Annotated in this window: 14 protein-coding genes; 2 read left to right on the top strand and 12 right to left on the bottom strand. The window is 63.7% G+C overall.

From position 1 onward, the window contains the following. Positions 1 to 14 precede the first annotated feature (14 nt). The gene (locus F0Q04_RS13200) at positions 15 to 680 is read right to left on the bottom strand and encodes a response regulator transcription factor (protein WP_182341163.1); all 666 of its coding nucleotides are present in this window, start codon (positions 678 to 680) and stop codon (positions 15 to 17) included. Between the two features lie 6 nt (positions 681 to 686). Continuing rightward, positions 687 to 1427 carry a PepSY domain-containing protein gene (locus tag F0Q04_RS13195; protein WP_182341162.1) on the bottom strand — a complete coding sequence of 247 codons (741 nt, stop codon included), beginning with the start codon at positions 1425 to 1427 and terminating at the stop codon, positions 687 to 689. A 141-nt stretch (positions 1428 to 1568) separates the two neighbouring features. On the opposite strand from F0Q04_RS13195, the gene F0Q04_RS13190 reads away from it, so the two are divergent. Continuing rightward, a complete protein-coding gene (locus F0Q04_RS13190) occupies positions 1569 to 2219 on the top strand; it encodes a PepSY domain-containing protein (protein ID WP_116925578.1) in 651 nt (216 codons plus the stop codon). Between the two features lie 123 nt (positions 2220 to 2342). Here the strand turns inward: F0Q04_RS13190 and rlmB are convergent, their stop codons facing one another. Continuing rightward, on the bottom strand, positions 2343 to 3104 hold the full coding sequence (rlmB, locus tag F0Q04_RS13185) for a 23S rRNA (guanosine(2251)-2'-O)-methyltransferase RlmB (RefSeq protein ID WP_116925577.1): 762 nt from the start codon (positions 3102 to 3104) through the stop codon (positions 2343 to 2345). Positions 3105 to 3236: 132 nt separating this feature from the next. On the opposite strand from rlmB, the gene F0Q04_RS13180 reads away from it, so the two are divergent. Continuing rightward, positions 3237 to 4655, top strand: a complete 1419-nt coding sequence (locus F0Q04_RS13180) for a glycerate kinase type-2 family protein (protein ID WP_116925576.1) — start codon at positions 3237 to 3239, stop codon at positions 4653 to 4655. Positions 4656 to 4685: 30 nt separating this feature from the next. Here the strand turns inward: F0Q04_RS13180 and F0Q04_RS13175 are convergent, their stop codons facing one another. The 9 genes from F0Q04_RS13175 to F0Q04_RS13135 all read right to left on the bottom strand — a co-directional run bounded on the left by F0Q04_RS13175 (position 4686) and on the right by F0Q04_RS13135 (position 18004). Then, complete coding sequence (locus F0Q04_RS13175) at positions 4686 to 5432, bottom strand: DUF3011 domain-containing protein (RefSeq protein WP_182341159.1); 747 nt, start codon at positions 5430 to 5432, stop codon at positions 4686 to 4688. Between the two features lie 132 nt (positions 5433 to 5564). Further along, positions 5565 to 6983, bottom strand: coding sequence for a short-chain fatty acid transporter (locus F0Q04_RS13170; RefSeq protein ID WP_116925575.1), 1419 nt, complete (start codon positions 6981 to 6983; stop codon positions 5565 to 5567). Between the two features lie 195 nt (positions 6984 to 7178). Next, positions 7179 to 9803 (bottom strand): alanine--tRNA ligase, encoded by a 2625-nt coding sequence (gene alaS, locus F0Q04_RS13165; protein WP_182341156.1) that lies wholly within the window; start codon positions 9801 to 9803, stop codon positions 7179 to 7181. Positions 9804 to 9946: 143 nt separating this feature from the next. After that, entirely contained in the window at positions 9947 to 10654 is a 708-nt protein-coding gene (locus F0Q04_RS13160) for a hypothetical protein (protein ID WP_182341153.1), read from the bottom strand. 15 nt (positions 10655 to 10669) lie between these two features. Continuing rightward, a complete protein-coding gene (zapE, locus tag F0Q04_RS13155) occupies positions 10670 to 11773 on the bottom strand; it encodes a cell division protein ZapE (protein WP_116925572.1) in 1104 nt (367 codons plus the stop codon). 91 nt (positions 11774 to 11864) lie between these two features. Beyond that, the gene (gene lpdA, locus F0Q04_RS13150) at positions 11865 to 13292 is read right to left on the bottom strand and encodes a dihydrolipoyl dehydrogenase (RefSeq protein WP_116925571.1); all 1428 of its coding nucleotides are present in this window, start codon (positions 13290 to 13292) and stop codon (positions 11865 to 11867) included. A 2-nt stretch (positions 13293 to 13294) separates the two neighbouring features. Continuing rightward, on the bottom strand, positions 13295 to 13747 hold the full coding sequence (locus F0Q04_RS13145) for a hypothetical protein (protein WP_116925570.1): 453 nt from the start codon (positions 13745 to 13747) through the stop codon (positions 13295 to 13297). 75 nt (positions 13748 to 13822) lie between these two features. After that, positions 13823 to 15085 carry a 2-oxoglutarate dehydrogenase complex dihydrolipoyllysine-residue succinyltransferase gene (gene odhB / locus F0Q04_RS13140; RefSeq protein ID WP_116925569.1) on the bottom strand — a complete coding sequence of 421 codons (1263 nt, stop codon included), beginning with the start codon at positions 15083 to 15085 and terminating at the stop codon, positions 13823 to 13825. A 39-nt stretch (positions 15086 to 15124) separates the two neighbouring features. Then, positions 15125 to 18004, bottom strand: coding sequence for a 2-oxoglutarate dehydrogenase E1 component (locus F0Q04_RS13135; RefSeq protein ID WP_116925568.1), 2880 nt, complete (start codon positions 18002 to 18004; stop codon positions 15125 to 15127). Between the last annotated feature and the right edge of the window lie 53 nt (positions 18005 to 18057).

The following is an 18057-nucleotide window of genomic DNA, read 5'->3' as shown; positions in this document are numbered from 1 at the left end:
GGCTACAGCAGCAGCTAGCTGGGCGCGTTCAGCCGAAAACCCTGGCCGCGCTCGGTCACCAGCAGATCGGACTGGCGCAGCTTGCGCCGTATGCGGCCGATCAGCACATCAAGCGTGTTGGAGTCCGGGTCCAGATCTCGGGCATAGACATGCTCGCTGATCTCGGTGCGCGTGAGCACCCGGTTGGGGTGGTGCATCAAATAGGCCAGAATCTTATGCTCCTGCGCCGTCAGCTGCAAACCCTGGCCGTCCTGCAAAAAGCGGCCGGCCGTTACGTCGTATTCCAGGCAGCCCGCGCGCAGCACGGTGGCCGCACTGCCAGTGCTGCGGCGCAGCATGGCACGCAGGCGCAGCACCACCTCGTCGAGCATGAAGGGCTTGGTCAGGTAGTCGTCAGCTCCGGCGCCAAAGCCGGCCACCTTGTCGCTCCAGCGGTTGCGCGCCGTCAGGATCAGCACCGGCCAGTGGCAACCCGCCTCGCGCCAGTCGCGCAACACCGTCAGCCCATCGCGCTGGGGCAGGCCCAGGTCCAGCACGGCTGCGTCGTAGGGCTCGGTGCTGCCGGCAAACGATGCGGCATCGCCATCGGCTTCCACATCCACTGAGAAACCGGCACGCGCCAGTGCCTGCTGCATTTGCGCGGCCAGTTCCGCATCGTCTTCGACCACCAGAATTCGCATCAGCGCTCAATCCTCCATCTTTTGTTGGAGCACCTGCAGGCTGCGTGCATCCACCTTGAGCTTCAAGGTACTGCCATTGCCCTGCAGCAGTTCGATCTCGTAATAAGAGCCCTGGCCCTCGTCATGCTCCAGCTCCACTTCGAGCACCTGGCCCGTGAAGCGCGGTGCCAGCGCCTGCAATACCTCGTCAGCCCGCTTGAGCGGCGCCGGGTTGCGTGCCTTGGCCTGGGCGGGGGGCAGCACTTGGCCGGTCGCGGCCTCCATCACCAGCTTGCGGTAGCCTTGCTGGTCGGCGCTGAGCTTGATTTCATAGACGCCCCGGCCCTGGCTGTCGCGCTCAAACTCCACATCGGTGATGCGGCTGGCGTGCTGCTGCGCCAGCTTGGCCAGGTACTGGGCCAGCTCCCGCATCCCCAGCGCCTGCGAGCGGTCCTTGGCCACGCGCTGCACGGTCTGGCCACTGGCCGCGTCGATCAGCAGCTCCTGCTTGAGGCCCTGGCTGTCCACCAGCTTGATCTCGTAGCGCAGCTCGCCCTTGGGGCCGCGCTTGGTCTCGACATCCACCACGCGGCCGGCCTGGCTCGCGGCAATGTCGCTCAGGATCGCGGACAAGGGCTTGTACTGGCCAGTGGCCACCGCCGCACGTACCGCGTCATGCTCGGCCGCTTGGCTGGCGCCCCCCAGCAGCAAGCTGCAGGCCAGGGGCCAGGCAGCGATGCGAGAAAAGCGGGGGGGAATTTGCGCCATGGCAGGCATTATGACAAGCACGATTAAACAGACCATGAACGGTCGCTTCACACTGCGTTTAGGCAAGGTTTTCAATACTTCAGTCCATGACGAATCAGCCAACTGCTGGTTTGCATGTCACCACATTGAAGGGATTGAACCATGAAGAAGACCACCATCGCCTGCATCCTGGGTGCCGCCAGCATCGCTGCCAGCCTGCCGTTTGCCGCCCAGGCCTACAACGCCCAGGAAGTGCTCAACAGCATCAGCGCCAGCGGCCTGGTCGCAGCGCAAGACCTGGAAAAGCAATACGGTTACTGGACTGCCAAGGCTACCCAGCAAGACGGCAGCCGCGCCTATGTGCTGGTGAGCGATGCCGACGGCAGCCTGGTGGCCCTGCGCAAGGCCGAGCTGGGCAGCACCTACCCCGGCGCCAGCCAGGTCGCTGCCAAGCTGCAGTCGCTGGGCTACGGCCAGATCAAGGAAGTAGAGTTTGACGACGGCTTCTGGGAAGCCAAGGTGCGCGGCGCCAACGGCGTTAAGCAAAAGCTGGTGCTGCACCCGGTAAGCCTGGATGTGCTGTCCCAACCCGGCCAGCCTGCTCCCACGCCGGGCGCGGGGGCCGGCAGCGCGGTCTTGAGCGCGGCGCAAATCCAGCAGCTGCTGACCCAGGCGGGCTACACCCACATCCACGACCTGGAGCTCGATGACGGCATCTGGGAAGCCGATGCGATCAATGCCCAGGGTTTCCGCGTGGATCTGAAGATCCACCCTGAAACCGGTGCGGTGCTGCGCGAGAAGCTGGACGACTAAGTCGCCCTCGCCCTTGCGCGCACGCGCTGCGGTCTGCACAAAACAAAAAGGCTGAGCCCGCTAGGGTCCAGCCTTTTTTCGATGCCCCCGCGCCTCACGCGGTGAGCCAGCGGAAACAGCGTTTTAACCGGCCTTTGCAGGCGTGCGCTGGCGCAGCGCTTCATACAGACACACGCCGCTGGCCACCGACACGTTGAGGCTGGAGACAGCGCCCATCATCGGGATGCCGATCAGCTCATCACAGGTCTTGCGGGTGAGCTGGCGCATGCCATCGCCTTCGGCACCCAGCACCAGGGCCACGGGGCCCTTGAGGTCCACCTGGTACAGCGTGTTGGGGGCGTCGTCGCTGGTGCCGATGATCCAGACATTGCGCTCCTTGAGCTCTTTCAAGGTACGCGCCAGGTTGGTCACCATGAAGTACGGTACCGTCTCGGCAGCGCCACTGGCGACCTTGGCCACGGTGGCATTGATGCCGACTGCATGGTCCTTGGGCGCAATCACCGCATGGGCACCGGCACCATCAGCCACGCGCAGGCAGGCACCCAAGTTGTGCGGGTCGGTCACACCGTCGAGCACCAGCAAGAGCGGCGAGGTGACACCGGCTTCTTCCAGGTCGTCGAGCAGCTCATCGAGGGTGCGAGTATCCTTGATCTCTTCGACGCGCGCGGCCACACCCTGGTGGCCATGCGAGCCCGCCAGCTTGGCGATGCGTGGTGCATCCGCCTCGATCAGCCGCACCCCCGCCTCTTTGGCGCGCTCCAGAAATTGGCGCATGCGCGCGTCGCGGCGCGTGGACTCGAAATAGACTTCGATGATCGATTTGGGCGCAGTCTTCATGCGCACACCAACGGCATGGAAGCCGAACAACACTTTGGGGGATGACATAGGGCAGCATTATCGCTGCTTGCCCATACCCCGGGGGGCGCAGCGACCATCCCATGCAGGGGCGACAAGCTGCGCCTTGGCAAACCCGGCCATATCTGCGACGCTTGCAGCGACTTTGAACAGGCTCCCCCCATGACCTCTACCGCCTCCGCGGCCTTTGCGGCCCACCTGATCGATGTGCATGGCAGCGATGCTGCCCAGCCCGTGCCTGAGCCCCATCTGCAGCCCTTGCAGTTTTTGCAGCACCTGTACCGGGTTGCCGTGCGCGATGCGCTGCCGCTCGAAGGCCTGCGCAAGCATTTGCCAGCCGTACCCAAGGGCCGCACCTTGGTGGTTGGCGCGGGCAAGGCCGGCGCGGCGATGGCGCAGGCGCTCGAGCAGCTCTGGCCCGCGCAGGCACCGCTGTCGGGCCTGGTCGTCACCCGCTATGGGCATGTTCCGCCGCGCCCGCCGGGCCTGGTCCAGCGCATCGAGGTGGTGGAAGCGGCCCACCCGGTGCCCGATGCTGCCGGCCTGCAAGCGGCCCAGCGCATGCTGGCCTTGACCGAAGGGCTCAGCGCCGATGACCTGGTGATTTGCCTGATCTCGGGCGGCGGCTCGGCATTGCTGACCCTGCCGGCCGAGGGCCTGACCCTTGCCGACAAGCAGCGCATCAACCGCGAGCTGCTCGACAGCGGCGCCCACATTGGCGAGATGAACTGCGTGCGCAAGCACCTCTCGCGCATCAAGGGCGGGCGCCTGGGCGCAGCCTGCCATCCGGCGCAGGTGGTCAGCCTGCTGATCAGCGATGTGCCGGGTGATTCGCCGGCCATCATCGCCAGCGGCCCGACAGTGCCAGACCCCAGCACCTGCGCCGATGCGCTGGCAATCCTGGAGCGCTATGCGATTGCGGTACCTGAGCCGGTGCGCGAGGCGCTGCACAGCGGCTTGCTGGAAACCCCCAAGCCCGGCGACCCGCGCTTTGCCGGCCACCAGGTGCAGCTGATTGCCACCCCGCAGCAGTCCTTGCAAGCAGCAGCCGCTGCCGCGCGTGACGCGGGCATTGCCTGCCATGTGCTGAGCGACGAGATCGAAGGCGAATCCCGGGAGGTGGCCAAAGTGCATGCTGCGCTGGCGCGGGCTGTGGCGCTGCATGGCCAGCCCTTTGCCCGGCCCTGCGTGATTCTGTCAGGCGGTGAGACCACGGTGACGGTGCGCCAACCAGCCGAAGGTGCTGCGCGTGGCCGGGGCGGCCGTGCCGGCGAGTTCTGCCTGGGCCTGGCCCAGGCACTGCAGGCCGTGCCTGGCGTATGGGCGCTGGCCGCTGATACCGATGGCATTGATGGCGTGGAAGACAATGCAGGCGCCGTGGTGACCCCCGACACCCTGGCCCGCGCCGCCGCCTTGCAGCAAAAGCCCTCTGCCTACCAGGACCGCAATGACAGCTATGGCTTTTTTGGCCCACTGGGCGATCTGGTGGTGACCGGCCCCACGCACACCAATGTGAACGATTTTCGCGCACTGCTGATTCTGCAGCCGCTGGAAACCGCCATGAAAAAAGCGGCCAGCTAACGCCGACCGCTTGGTCGTGGTTTACCTGGCTCAGCGGCTGCCAAAACGCCCACGGCAACCGCGCGTGACCCAGATGCGGCGCGCGCGGTCGTCATAACCCCAGGTATAGCCTTCGCGGCAGCTGTCGCTGGACAACTGCTCCAGCAGCACCGGACGGCCCCAGCGCGCATTCCAGTCGCAGCTGTTGTCGCGGCGGTCGTCGCTGCTGCAGGTCAGCTCCCGGCCCTGGCCATATCCAGGATTGGGCCGGCCGCCGCCGTAGCCGCCACCGTAACCGCTGCTGATGGCAAAATCGGCGCGGCAGCCGCGGCTGACCCAGACCATATCGCTGCGTTGGCCCCAGCTGCGGCCCTCGTCGCAGCGAGCGTCGGAGAGCTGGCGGGCAACCTCGACCCTGGCGCCACGCGGAATGGCGCATTCGCGCATGCGCCCGTCGTTGCTCTCGCAGCGCACCAGCTGGTTACTGCCACCGCCACCACCCCAGCCACCGCCGCCGCCTCGGCTATCGGCAAAACGGGCCCGGCAACCATCGGTCACCCAGACCACGCCGCCACCGCGGTGGCCCCAGCTGCGGCCTTCGACGCAAGAGGCGCTCGACAAGGTCTCGCTCACCACCGGATCGCGAAACGGCGTGCGGCATTCGCGCGTGCGCCCGTCCTGGCTCTCGCAGGTCACCTCGCCGTCGCGCCCATACTGCGCCTGTGCGGTGGGGGCGATGGCCGCCAAAGCCAGTGCCAGTGCGCCCAGTGCAGCGCCGCTCCATGTGGTGTTTTGCATTGCTCTGTCCTCATTGTTGTCTTCGATGGGGGCCAAGGTTAACCCGAAATGGCTGCCGGTCATGTAAGCGAAGTCAGCAAAAAGGCGAGCCGCAGCTCGCCCGGGTCATGGCCGGTTGCCACCTAACGATGCTCAGGGCATCACGGGCGGAATATAGGCCAGGGTCTGCCCCAGGAACCACAGCAGAAACAGCACCACCGGGATGTGCACCAGCAGCTGCACAAAGGTAAAGCCGATCAGGTCGCGCGCCTTGAGGCCCAGCACGCCCAACAGCGGCAGCATGTAGAAGGGGTTGATCAGATTGGGCAGTGCCTCGGCGGCGTTGTAGATCTGCACGGCCCAGCCCAGGTGGTACTGCAGGTCGTTGGCCACCTGCATCACATACGGCGCCTCGATGATCCACTTGCCGCCGCCCGACGGAATGAAAAAGCCCAGAATGGCCGAGTACACGCCCATCAGCAGCGCATAGGTGTCATGCGTGGCGATCTGGGTGAAGAAGGTCGAGATGTAGTGCGCAATGGTGTGGCCATCGACGCCCTTGACCTCGGTCATGATCGCAGCAATCGAGCCATACAGCGGGAACTGGATCAGCACACCGGTGGTGGTGGGCACGGCGCGCGCGACCGCATCCAAAAAGCTGCGCGGGCGCCAGTGCAGCAGCGCGCCCACCATCAGAAAAATCAGGTTGTAGGTGTTGAGGCCCGAGATCGCCTGGATCGCCGGCTTGCTGGAGAACTCTTCGACCATCCAGCCGACTGCCAGCAGCACCAGAAAAATGATCAGCAGCGGGCTGTGCTCCAGCCATTCACCGGGCCGCGTGGGCTTGGTCACCGGCTGCGCCTCGGCGCTGATGTCCACCTGGCAGGCGGCAGCATCCTTGGCGTTGGCAGCGCCCGGGGCCGTCACATAGGCAATCACCAGCGAGATCAGCACCAGGGCCAGCAGCATCACGCCCGATTGCCACAAGAAAATCGTCTCGGTAAACGGGATCACACCAGTAATCGCCAGGATCGACGGCGGCAGGCTGGCCGGGTTGGCCTGCAGCTGCGCGGCCGACGAGGAAATGCCCAGCGCCCAGACGGCACCCAGGCCCAGGTAGGCCGCAGCGCCGGCGGCCCGGTAGTCCATTTTCAGGTCGGTGCGGCGGGCCAGCGCCTTGACCAGCAGGCCGCCAAACACCAGGCTCAAGCCCCAGTTGAGGAGCGAGGCCACCATCGAGATCAGCGCCACCCAGGCCACCGCACTGCGGCCATTGCCAGGCACCTTGGCCAGCGCTTCAATCAGGCGCGACGCGGGCTTGGAGCTGGCCACCACATAGCCGCCAATCACCACAAAGGCCATTTGCATCGTGAACGGGATCAGGCTCCAAAAGCCCTTGCCAAAAGCCTTGCTCGTCTCTTGCACCGGCACACCAATGGCCAGGGCCGCTGCCACCACAATCGCAATCCCCACGACCGCAAACACCCAGGAATCGGGAAACCACTTCTCGGCCCAGGCCGCACACCGCATCGCAAACCGCGCCGAGCGGCTCTCTTCCAATTGCACCGACATAGTCACCTTTCTGTCTCGCGTTAATTTCAAAGCGCGGCGATCTTCTCATGCGGACAGGTCAATTTCGTTAAGTGCGACTACGTACCGCCATGCGAAATGGTCAGAGTGGCGAAGTGCTGGCTGCTGTGCGTACGCAAAAAAGCCCCCTGCATTGCAGGAGGCTCGTTGGGGGATGCGAAGCGGCTTAAGGGGCTATCAGACCCGCTCGGCCACCCAGGCCTGAACGCCCGCCAGCGCTTGCGCCAGGCCCGCTGGGTTGGTGCCGCCAGCCATCGCCATGTCGGGCTTGCCGCCGCCCTTGCCGCCCACTTGCTGGGCGACAAAGTTCACCAGTTCACCGGCCTTGACCTTGCCAATACTGTCCTTGGTCACGCCTGCGGCCAGCTGTACCTTGTCGCCGTCGATAGCCGCCAACACGATGGCAGCGGTGCCCAGCTTGTCCTTGAGCTTGTCCATGGTGTCGCGCAGCGCTTTCGCATCGGCGCCATCCAGGGTGGCAGCCAGCACCTTGATGCCCTTGACGTCCACCGCCTGGCCGGCCAGCTCATCGCCCTGGCTCGACGCCAGCTTGCCCTTGAGCTGGGCCAGTTCCTTCTCCAGCGCCTTGATCTGGTCGAGCGCACCACCGATGCGGTGGTTCAGCTCAGCCACTGGGGCCTTCAAGGTGGCAGCGGCTTCGTCCACGGTCGATTCGAGCGACTGCAGGTAGGCCAGCGCGTTCTCGCCGGTCACCGCTTCGATACGGCGCACGCCAGCGGCCACGCCGCCTTCGGCGACGACCTTGAACAGGCCAATGTCACCGGTGCGCTGCACATGGGTGCCACCGCAGAGTTCCCGGCTCGATCCAATGTCCAGCACGCGCACGGTCTCGCCGTACTTTTCACCAAACAGCATCATCGCGCCGGTCTTTTGTGCGCTCTCGATGTCCATCACGCGCGCGCCGGTTTCGGTGTTCGCCAGGATCTCGGCATTCACGCGCTTTTCGATCTCGCGCTTTTGCGCATCGGTCACCGGGCTGTTGTGGGCAAAGTCAAAGCGGGTGCGTTCCGCATTGACCAGGCTGCCCTTTTGCTGCACATGGTCGCCCAGCACTTCACGCAGCGCCTTGTGCATGATGTGGGTGACCGAGTGGTTACGCATGGTGGCGGCGCGCAAGGCGGTATCGACCTCGGCTTGCACCGCATCGCCCACCTTGAGGCTGCCCGCAGCGAGCTGGCCGTGGTGGCCAAACACATCGGCCTTGATCTTCAAGGTGTCTTCCACGACAAAGCGGTTGGCACCGGCCGAAATCACGCCCTGGTCGCCCACCTGGCCACCCGACTCGGCGTAGAACGGGGTGGTGTCCAGCACAACCACGGCCGTCTGGCCAGCGTTGATCGCGTTGACGCTGCTGCCATCGACATACAACGCCACGACCTTGGCGGCCTCGCTCAGCTGCGTGTAACCGGTGAAGGCATTGGCCGCGCCGGTGTATTCCAGTGCGCGGTCCATCTTGAACTTGCCCGCTGCGCGGGCCTGGCTCTTTTGCTGCTCCATCGCGGCATGGAAGCCCGCCTCGTCCACGCTCAGGCCGCGTTCGCGCGCCACGTCGTTGGACAGGTCCAGCGGAAAGCCGTAGGTGTCATGCAGCTTGAAGGCCACATCACCGGGCAGCACCTTGGCGCCACCGGCCAGTGCGCTGTCCAGGATGTCCATGCCATGGGCCAGGGTCTCGAAGAAGCGCTCTTCCTCGACCTTGAGCACCTCGGTGATGCGCGCTTCCTGCTCGCGAATCTTGGGATAGGCATCGCCCATCACGGCGACCAGGTCCTTGACCAGCTTGTGGAAGAAGGGGGTCTTCTGGCCCAGCTTGTAGCCGTGGCGGATGGCGCGGCGGATGATGCGGCGCTGCACATAGCCGCGGCCTTCATTCGACGGGATCACGCCATCGGCCACCAGGAAGGCGGTCGCGCGGATGTGGTCGGCAATCACCTTCAGCGAGGGGGTTTCCAGATCGTCGATATGGGTCTCGCGTGCAGCGGCCTTGATCAGCGCCTGGAACAGGTCGATCTCGTAGTTGCTGTGCACATGCTGCAAGATGGCAGCCAGGCGTTCCAGGCCCATGCCGGTATCGACGCAGGGGGCTGGCAGCGGCTTGACCGAGCCGTCTTCGGCCATGTCGAACTGCATGAACACGTTGTTCCAGATTTCGATGAAACGGTCACCGTCTTCATCGGGCGAGCCTGGAGGGCCGCCGGCAATATGCGGGCCGTGGTCGTAGAAGATTTCCGAGCAAGGGCCGCAAGGGCCCGTGTCGGCCATCATCCAGAAGTTGTCGCTCTTGTAGCGGCCGCCCTTGTTGTCGCCAATGCGGATCACGCGCTCTGGGGGCAGGCCGATCTCCTTGGTCCAGATGTCGTAGGCCTCGTCGTCCTCTTCATAGACGGTGGCCAGCAGCTTCTCGGCCGGCAGCTTGTAGACCTCGGTGAGCAGCTCCCAGGCCCACTTGAGCGATTCGCGCTTGAAGTAGTCGCCAAAGGACCAGTTGCCCAGCATCTCGAAGAAGGTGTGGTGGCGCGCGGTATAGCCCACGTTTTCCAGGTCGTTGTGCTTGCCACCGGCACGCAGGCAGGTCTGCACGCTCGTTGCCCGGGTGTAGGGGCGCTTGTCCGTGCCCAGAAACACATCCTTGAACTGCACCATGCCGGAGTTGGTGAACATCAGCGTCGGATCGTTGCCCGGCACCAGCGGGCTGGACGGAACAATGGTGTGCCCCTTGGACGCGAAAAAGTCCAAGAAGGTCTTGCGGATCTCAGCGACGGAAAAAGTGGGTGTACTCATGGTGTGATGCAGTGGTGGCGCCTGCCCACTTCCCCTGAAGCGGTGCGGGCGCGAATCTTCCATTATAGGGTTTGGTCGCAACCGCAGCACCAGGGCAGCCTGTGCAAGGGCCCCTGGCGCGTGATGCGTAGTCTTCCAGCGGTTTACTGGGGCACGGGCAGTGGCGCCGCCTTGCGCTTGCCTTCCTGCTCCTTCATGCGCTTTTCATGGGCTTCGAGCTTGCGCTGCGCAGCCTCTTGCTTGGCATCGTATTCCTCTTGGGCCTCGCTGATGCTGTCCGCCCGGTCTTCGTTGTGGCGCTGCAGCGTGCGCTGCTTGCTGTCCACCTTGCCAGCCTGGCTGGTGGCACGGCGGGCGGCATCCTGCTCGCGGCGCTGCTGCTGCTCGGCAATGCTCTGGGCATTGCGCTTGGGCGCATGGCTGCTGCGCTGGGCCGCCTGCTCGTCGTGCTCTTTCTGGCGCTGCTCCAGATCGGGCTGGCTCAGCGCGCCGCCATCGAGCGGCGGGTGCTTGCGCTCAAAATCGTTTTGCTTGTTGGCGCGGGCATCGCGCTGGTTGGCGGTTTTCTCGTCGCGTTCCTGCGCATTGATGGCCAGCTCGCGCTGGCGCAGCGCGCGCTCTTCGGTGTTGTACTGGCGGCGCACCTTCTGCAGGCAGTCGGTCACCGCAAAGTGCTGGTAGCAGATCTTTTCGTTGTTGGCCAGGCGCGCTTCGCTGTCCTTGCGCTCCAGCGTGATCTGGGCACGCGCCTGCGTGCGCTCCTGCGCATTCGAGGTTTTGCCGGAGGCCGCATGGGCCAGGCCGGTGGCAGCCAGCAGCACCAGCACGGTGACAGTGTTCAAACGAGGCATAGGGGCCCTCTCTTCTCAGGTCAGCGCGGTATCGACCACGCGTCGCTCCAGCGACAAATACTCCTGCGACTGCATCTCGTTGAGGCGCGAGACGGTGCGCGGAAACTCATGGGACAGCGGCCCTTCGGTGTAGAGCTGCTCGGGCGGCACGGCGGCCGACATGATGAGCTTGACCCGGCGGTCATAGAGCACATCGACCAGCCAGGTAAAGCGGCGTGCGGGCGAGGCCATGTTGACGAACATCTGCGGCACATTGGACAGCAGCACGGTGTGGAACTGGGTGGCCAGCTCCAGGTAGTCATTTTGCGAGCGCGGGTTGACGCACAGTTCATGGAAATCGAACCAGATCACGCCCCCTGCGCGGCGGCGCGGCTTGAGCTCGCGCGACTCAATTTTGAAGACTGGTTTTTCGTCAGGCACCTCGGCCAACTGGCCAAAGGTCTGCTCCATCGCTGCATCCGCCTCAGGGCCCAGCGGGCAATGGTAGAGCTGGGCCAGCTCCAGCGCGCGGCGGCGGTAGTCGGTGCCGTTGTCGACATTGATCACATCCATGCGCGCGTTGAGCAGGTCGATGGCCGGCAGAATGCGGTCGCGGTGCAGGCCATCGGGGTAGAGGCCATCGGGCGTGAAGTTGGAGGTGGTGACAAAGCCCACGCCGTTGTTGAACAGGGCCAGCAGCAAGCGGTAGAGGATCATCGCATCGGTGATGTCCGCCACATGGAACTCGTCAAAGCAGATCAGCTTGTACTTCTTGGCGATCTTGGCGCCCAGCACATCGAGCGGGTCCTGCGTGCCCTTGAGCAGGGTCAGCTCGCGCTGCACCTCGCGCATGAACTCATGGAAATGCAAACGCACCTTGCGGCGCAGCGGCACGGCGTTGAAGAAGCAATCCATGATGAAGCTCTTGCCGCGCCCCACCCCGCCATACATGTACACCCCGCGCGGAATGTCGGGGTGGTTGATCAGCTTCTTGATCGGGTTGGAGCGCTTGTTCTTGTACTGCTCCCACTCGTCGGCACAGCGCTGCAAGGCGTCCACCGCACGCATCTGTGCAGGATCACTTTGAAAACCCTTGGCCTTGAGTTCGGCCTCGTATGCATCTCTTACCGCTGTACCCATGGGTGTCTCAATCTCTTGTTGCTATAAATGACATAGCCTCTGGCGCAGAACCAATCTGCACCAGAGGCCATTTTCGCCTAAAACTTCAGGATCAGAAGTTCAGGGTGCGCTTGTCCACGGCCAGGGCCGCTTCCTTGGTCGCTTCCGACAGCGATGGGTGGGCGTGGCAGATACGGGCGATGTCTTCGCTCGATGCCTTGAACTCCATCGCCACCACGGCTTCGGAGATCAGCTCCGAAACCATCGGGCCGACCATGTGCACGCCCAGGATTTCGTCGGTCGTGGCATCGGCCAGGAACTTGACCATACCGGTGGTATCGCCCAGCGCACGTGCGCGGCCATTGGCCAGGAACGGGAAGGTGCCAGCCTTGTAAGCGACGCCGTCGGCCTTGAGCTGCTGCTCGGTGCGGCCCACCCATGCGATTTCGGGGCTGGTGTAGATCACCCATGGAATGGTCGCAAAGTTCACATGGCCGTGCTGGCCCGCAATGCGCTCGGCCACGGCAACGCCCTCTTCCTCGGCCTTGTGGGCCAGCATCGGGCCACGCACGACGTCGCCCACTGCCCAGACGCCAGGCAGGTTGGTCTTGCAGTTCTCGTCCACGACGATGGCACCACGCTCGTCCAGGGCCAGGCCCACGGCTTCGGGGTTCAGGCCGATGGTGTTGGCCACGCGGCCGATGGACACGATCAGGCGGTCCACGTCCAGCTGCTGGGCTTCACCCTTGGCATTGGTGTAGCTGATCTGCACGCCCTTTTTGTCGGCCTTGATATCGCCAACCTTCACGCCCAGCTCGATCTTCAGACCTTGCTTGTCAAAGGACTTCTTGGCTTCCTTGGCGATTTGCTCGTCGATGGCGGGCAGGAACTTGTCCATGCCTTCGAGCACCGTCACTTCGGTGCCCAGACGGCGCCAGACCGAGCCCATTTCCAGGCCGATCACGCCAGCACCGATCAGCGCCAGCTTCTTGGGCGCAGCGCCCAGGCGCAGTGCGCCGTCGTTCGACAGAATCTTGTCTTCGTCGAAAGGCACGCCAGGCAGAGCGCGGGCATTGGAGCCAGTGGCCACAATGATCTGCTTGCCGGTGATGGATTCTTCGTCCTTGCCCGCGACCTTGATTTCGTAGCCGCCATCAGCGGCCTTCACGAAGGAGCCACGGCCGTGGAAGAAGGTGACCTTGTTCTTCTTGAACAGGTACTGGATGCCGTCGTTGTTTTGCTTGACGACGGTGTCCTTGCGGGCAATCATCTTGGCCACATCCATCGTGACCTTGCCAGTCGAGATGCCGTGGTCTGCAAAGTGCAGGTTGGCATGCTCGAAATGCTCGGACGACTGCAGCAGGGCCTTCGAGGGAATGCAGCCCACGTTGGTGCAGGTGCCGCCCAGGGCTGGGCCGCCAGCGGCGTTCTTCCACTCGTCGATACAGGCCACTTGCATGCCCAACTGGGCTGCACGGATGGCCGCTACGTAGCCGCCGGGGCCGCCGCCGATCACGACGACATCAAATTGCTTGCTCATGATTAATCCAATGGTGTTAGTTCAAAACTGCCCTGGTGCAATGCCACACCGAAGAGGCCCGTTTTGGTGGTCAGTTGCTCGTCGTTTTGACGACCAAACGACAAGGTGGTGCCGGGATGGGTGCGGCAGACGAACATGAAGGAGCCGGACTCCAGGCATGCAATCTTGCCGCCAGCGCGCATCACCGCCCAGCCCATCTCTTCATAGCCCTGGGCCTTGAAGGGGATGAGCGGCAGCGGCGCGCCGGGCTCGCCGACAAACGAAATGGCCCATTGCGGGCCATTGCCGTCCGCCTTCGCGCCGGGCACCTCCTTGGCGGAGGTGACCGGGCGGATGCGAACCTGTGATGGGGCAGGCAGACCCCGGCGCGCAGCCTGGGTGCCTGCTGCCCACTGGAAGCGATAGTCACCGCTCCAGCTTTGCGTGGCGACATCCTGCGCTGCAGGACGGGACAACGTCCCGCAGGCGCCCAGCACAAGTGCGGACGCTGCAGCCACCAGAACGCGTAGCATCACTGCCCGGCGACCCGATTACAGGTCGAACAGCAGACGCGATGGATCTTCCAGCGCATCCTTCATCGCCACCAGACCCAGCACGGCTTCGCGGCCGTCGATGATGCGGTGGTCGTAGGACATCGCGAAGTAGTTCATCGGACGCACCACCACCTGGCCGTTTTCGACCACAGCGCGGTCCTTGGTCGCGTGCACGCCCAGGATGGCCGATTGGGGCGGGTTGATGATCGGGGTCGACATCATCGAGCCGAAGGTGCCACCGTTGGAGATGGAGAACGTGCCGCCGGTCATGTCTTCGATGCCCAGCTTGCCGTCAGCAGCCTTCTTGCCGAATTCGGCGATCTTCTTTTCGATGTCGGCAAAGCTCATCTGGTCTGCATTGCGCAGGATGGGCACCACCAGACCGCGTGGCGAGCCCACGGCGATACCGATGTCGAAGTAGCCGTGGTAGATGATGTCGGTGCCATCGACCGACGCGTTCAGCACGGGGTACTTCTTGAGTGCATGCACGGCCGCCTTCACGAAGAAGGACATGAAGCCGAGCTTGACGCCGTGTTCCTTGGTGAAGTCGTCCTGGAACTTCTTGCGCAGCGCCATCACGGGCGCCATGTTCACTTCGTTGAACGTGGTCAGGATCGCGTTGGTCGACTGCGACTGCAGCAGACGCTCGGCGATACGGGCACGCAGACGGCTCATCGGCACGCGCTGCTCTGGACGCTCGCCCAGGTCTTGGGCAGCGGCGGGCGACGCCACCTGGGGCAGCGACTTGGTCGGTGCGCCGGTGGGTATCACGGCGGCGGTGGACTTGACGCCACCGGCCACAGCGGCCAGCACATCACCCTTGGTGACGCGGCCGTCCTTGCCCGAGCCGGCCACAGCGCCGACTGCCAGGTTGTTGTCCGCCAGCAGCTTGGCTGCAGCTGGCATCGCCACATCGCCCTTGTTGCCACCGGCAGCTGCAGGCGCAGAAGCGGGGGCGGGAGCGGCAGCAGCTGGCGCAGGTGCTGCGGCAGCGGGGGCTGCAGCGGCGCCGGCCACGGCTTCGGTATCGATCTTGGCGATCAGCTGGTCAGCGATAACGGTCGCGCCGTCGCCTTGCACGATCTCGGTCAGCACACCAGCGGCAGGCGCTGGCACTTCGAGCACGACCTTGTCGGTTTCGATCTCGATCAGGATTTCGTCGACAGCAACAGCTTCACCGGCCTTCTTCTTCCAGGTGAGCATGGTGGCTTCAGCGACCGACTCGGACAGCTGGGGGACTTTGACTTCTACGATTGCCATAACAATTCTTTCTGTATTCGTTAAATGCTGAGGTCGTGCTTACTTGGTCAGCACAAAGCCCTTGAGCTTGCCGAATGCGCCTTCGACCAGCGCCTTTTGCTGCTCTTGGTGCAGGTGCGAATAGCCCACGGCAGGCGATGCCGAGGCGGCACGGCCGGAGTAGCCCAGCTTTTGGCCGTCGAGCATGTTCTCGTGGATGTAGTGCTGCACGAAGAACCATGCACCCTGGTTTTGCGGCTCGTCCTGGCACCACACCACTTCCTTGGCGGCGCTGTACTTCTTGAGTTCAGCGGCAAAAGCCTTGTGGGGGAACGGATAGAGCTGCTCGATACGGATGATGGCCACATCGGTGCTGCCTTCTTCGGTGCGCTTCTTGACCAGGTCGTAGTAGACCTTGCCCGAGCAGGCGATCACGCGCTTGACCTTGTCGGCCTTGGCAACGATGGCCTCATCGCGCTCACCGATCACGGTCTGGAAGCCACCGGAGGTGAATTCCGACACGGGCGAGGTTGCGTCCTTGTTACGCAGCAGCGACTTGGGCGTCATGATGATCAGCGGCTTGCGCAGCGGACGCACCATCTGGCGACGCAGCAAGTGGAAGATCTGCGCAGCCGTGGTCGGCTGGGTCACTTGCATGTTCTGGTCCGCCGACAGCTGCATGAAGCGCTCCAGGCGTGCCGAGCTGTGCTCGGGGCCCTGGCCTTCGTAGCCGTGTGGCAGCATCAAGGTCAGACCGTTGATACGGCCCCACTTGACTTCACCGGAGGCGATGAACTGGTCGATCACCACTTGCGCGCCGTTGGCGAAGTCGCCGAACTGCGCTTCCCAGATCACCAGGGTGTTGGGATCGTTGGAGGCGTAGCCATATTCGAAGCCCAGCACGGCCTCTTCGGACAGGATGGAGTCGATCACGGTAAACGGCGCCTGGTTGTCAGCGACGTTCTGCAGAGGGATGTAGGTGCCCTCGTCCCACTTCTCACGCTTTTGGTCGTGCACGACCGAGTGGCGGTGGGTAAAGGTGCCGCGGCCGCTGTCTTCGCCCGACAGGCGGATGGGGTAACCCGAGGCCACCAGCGAGGCGTAGGCCATGGTCTCACCCATGCCCCAGTCCACGTTGATGTCGCCACGGCCCATCGCTGCGCGGTCGTCATAGACCTTCTTGACCAGCTGGTGCGGGTTCACCGACTCCGGCAGGGTCGTGACGCGCTCGGCCAGACGCTTCCACTCGGCCACGGGAATGGCGGTGTCGGCGCTGTCGGTCCACTTCTGCTTGAGGAAGGGGCTCCAATCCACCGCGTACTGGCTCTTGAAGTTGGTCAGCACCGGGTCGACCGTGTGCTTGCCCGCATCCATGGCCGCGCGGTAGGCCTTGACCATGTCGTCGCCCAGCGTCTCGCCCAGCCCTTGCGTGGCCAGCTTGTCGGCGTACAGCTTGCGCGTGCCGGGGTGCTGGGCAATCTTCTTGTACATCAGCGGCTGGGTCAGTGCAGGCGTGTCCTGCTCGTTGTGACCGAGCTTGCGGTAGCAGATGATGTCCACCACGATGTCCTTGGAGAATTCCATACGGAAGTCCAAAGCCATCTGCATGGCCAGTGCCACCGCTTCGGGATCGTCACCGTTGACGTGCAGCACGGGCGAATCGATCATCTTGACGATGTCCGTGCAATACGTGGTCGAGCGCAGATCGCGAGGATCGGAGGTCGTGAAACCAATCTGGTTGTTGATGATGATGTGCACCGTGCCGCCCGTGGTGTAGCCACGGGTTTCGGACAGCGCCAGCGTTTCCTGGTTCACGCCCTGGCCGGCAAAGGCCGCGTCACCGTGCACCAGCACCGGCAGCACTTGCTTGCCCTGCGGGTCGTTGCGGCGGTCCATGCGCGAGCGCACCGAGCCTTCAACCACGGGGTTGACGATTTCCAGGTGCGAGGGATTGAAGGCCAGCGACAGGTGCACCGGGCCGCCAGTGGTCGACACATCGGAGCTAAAGCCCTGGTGGTACTTCACGTCACCGGCGGTCAGCTCTTCAGGGGCGGTGTGGTCGAACTCGGCAAACAGGTCCTTGGGCATCTTGCCGAGGGTGTTGACCAGCACGTTCAGGCGGCCACGGTGGGCCATGCCGATGACGATTTCCTGCACGCCGGTCACGCCAGCGGCATTGATCAGCTGGTCCATCGCGACGATAAAGGACTCGCCGCCTTCGAGCGAGAAGCGCTTCTGACCCACATACTTGGTGTGCAGGAAACGCTCCAGGCCTTCGGCCGCGGTCAGGCGGTCAAGAATGCGCTTTTTCTGGTCGGCGTTGAAGGCGGGCTTGCTGCGAATGCTCTCGAGCTTTTGCTGCCACCAACGCTTCTGGTTTTGCTCGGCGGTGTACATGTACTCCGCGCCCAACGTGCCGCAATAGGTCTCGCGCAGTGCATTGAGCAGCTCGCGCAAGGTCATCGATTCCTTGCCGAAGAACGTGTTGCTGATGTTGAACACGGTTTCCTGGTCCGCATCGGTAAAGCCATAGAAGGCTGGATCGAGCTCAGGAATTTCGGGGCGTTCTTGGCGCTTCAGCGGGTCCAGATCGGCCCAGCGTGCGCCCACATTGCGGTAAGCGGCAATCAGCTGCTGCACGGCGGTGCGCTTGCGGCCCAGTTCCGAATCAGCACCAGACGCTACCACCACCTTGGTCACGCCTTGTTTGGCGCGCTCGGCAAAGGCGTTGACGACGGGAAGATGAGGGACGTCCTTGGCGTTGCTGCCGTCCAATGCGGGGACGTTTTGCAGTGCATCAAAGTAAGCGCGCCAGGTGTCTGGTACGCTGCCTGGGTTATCCAGATAGTTCTCATACATCTCTTCGACATACGGGGCATTGCCGCCGAAGAGATAGGTGTTGCCTTGGTAGGCTTGATACACAGAATTCGTATCGCTCATTTTCTCCGCTGACCTCCGCTTTCCTCTGGAAAGCATTAGCTGGTGCATATAAA

This window comes from Comamonas koreensis (genome assembly GCF_014076495.1).
Lineage (GTDB): Bacteria > Pseudomonadota > Gammaproteobacteria > Burkholderiales > Burkholderiaceae_C > Comamonas > Comamonas squillarum.
The sequence above is the reverse complement of the archived record's forward strand: the minus strand, read 5'-3'. Positions and strand labels throughout refer to the sequence as shown.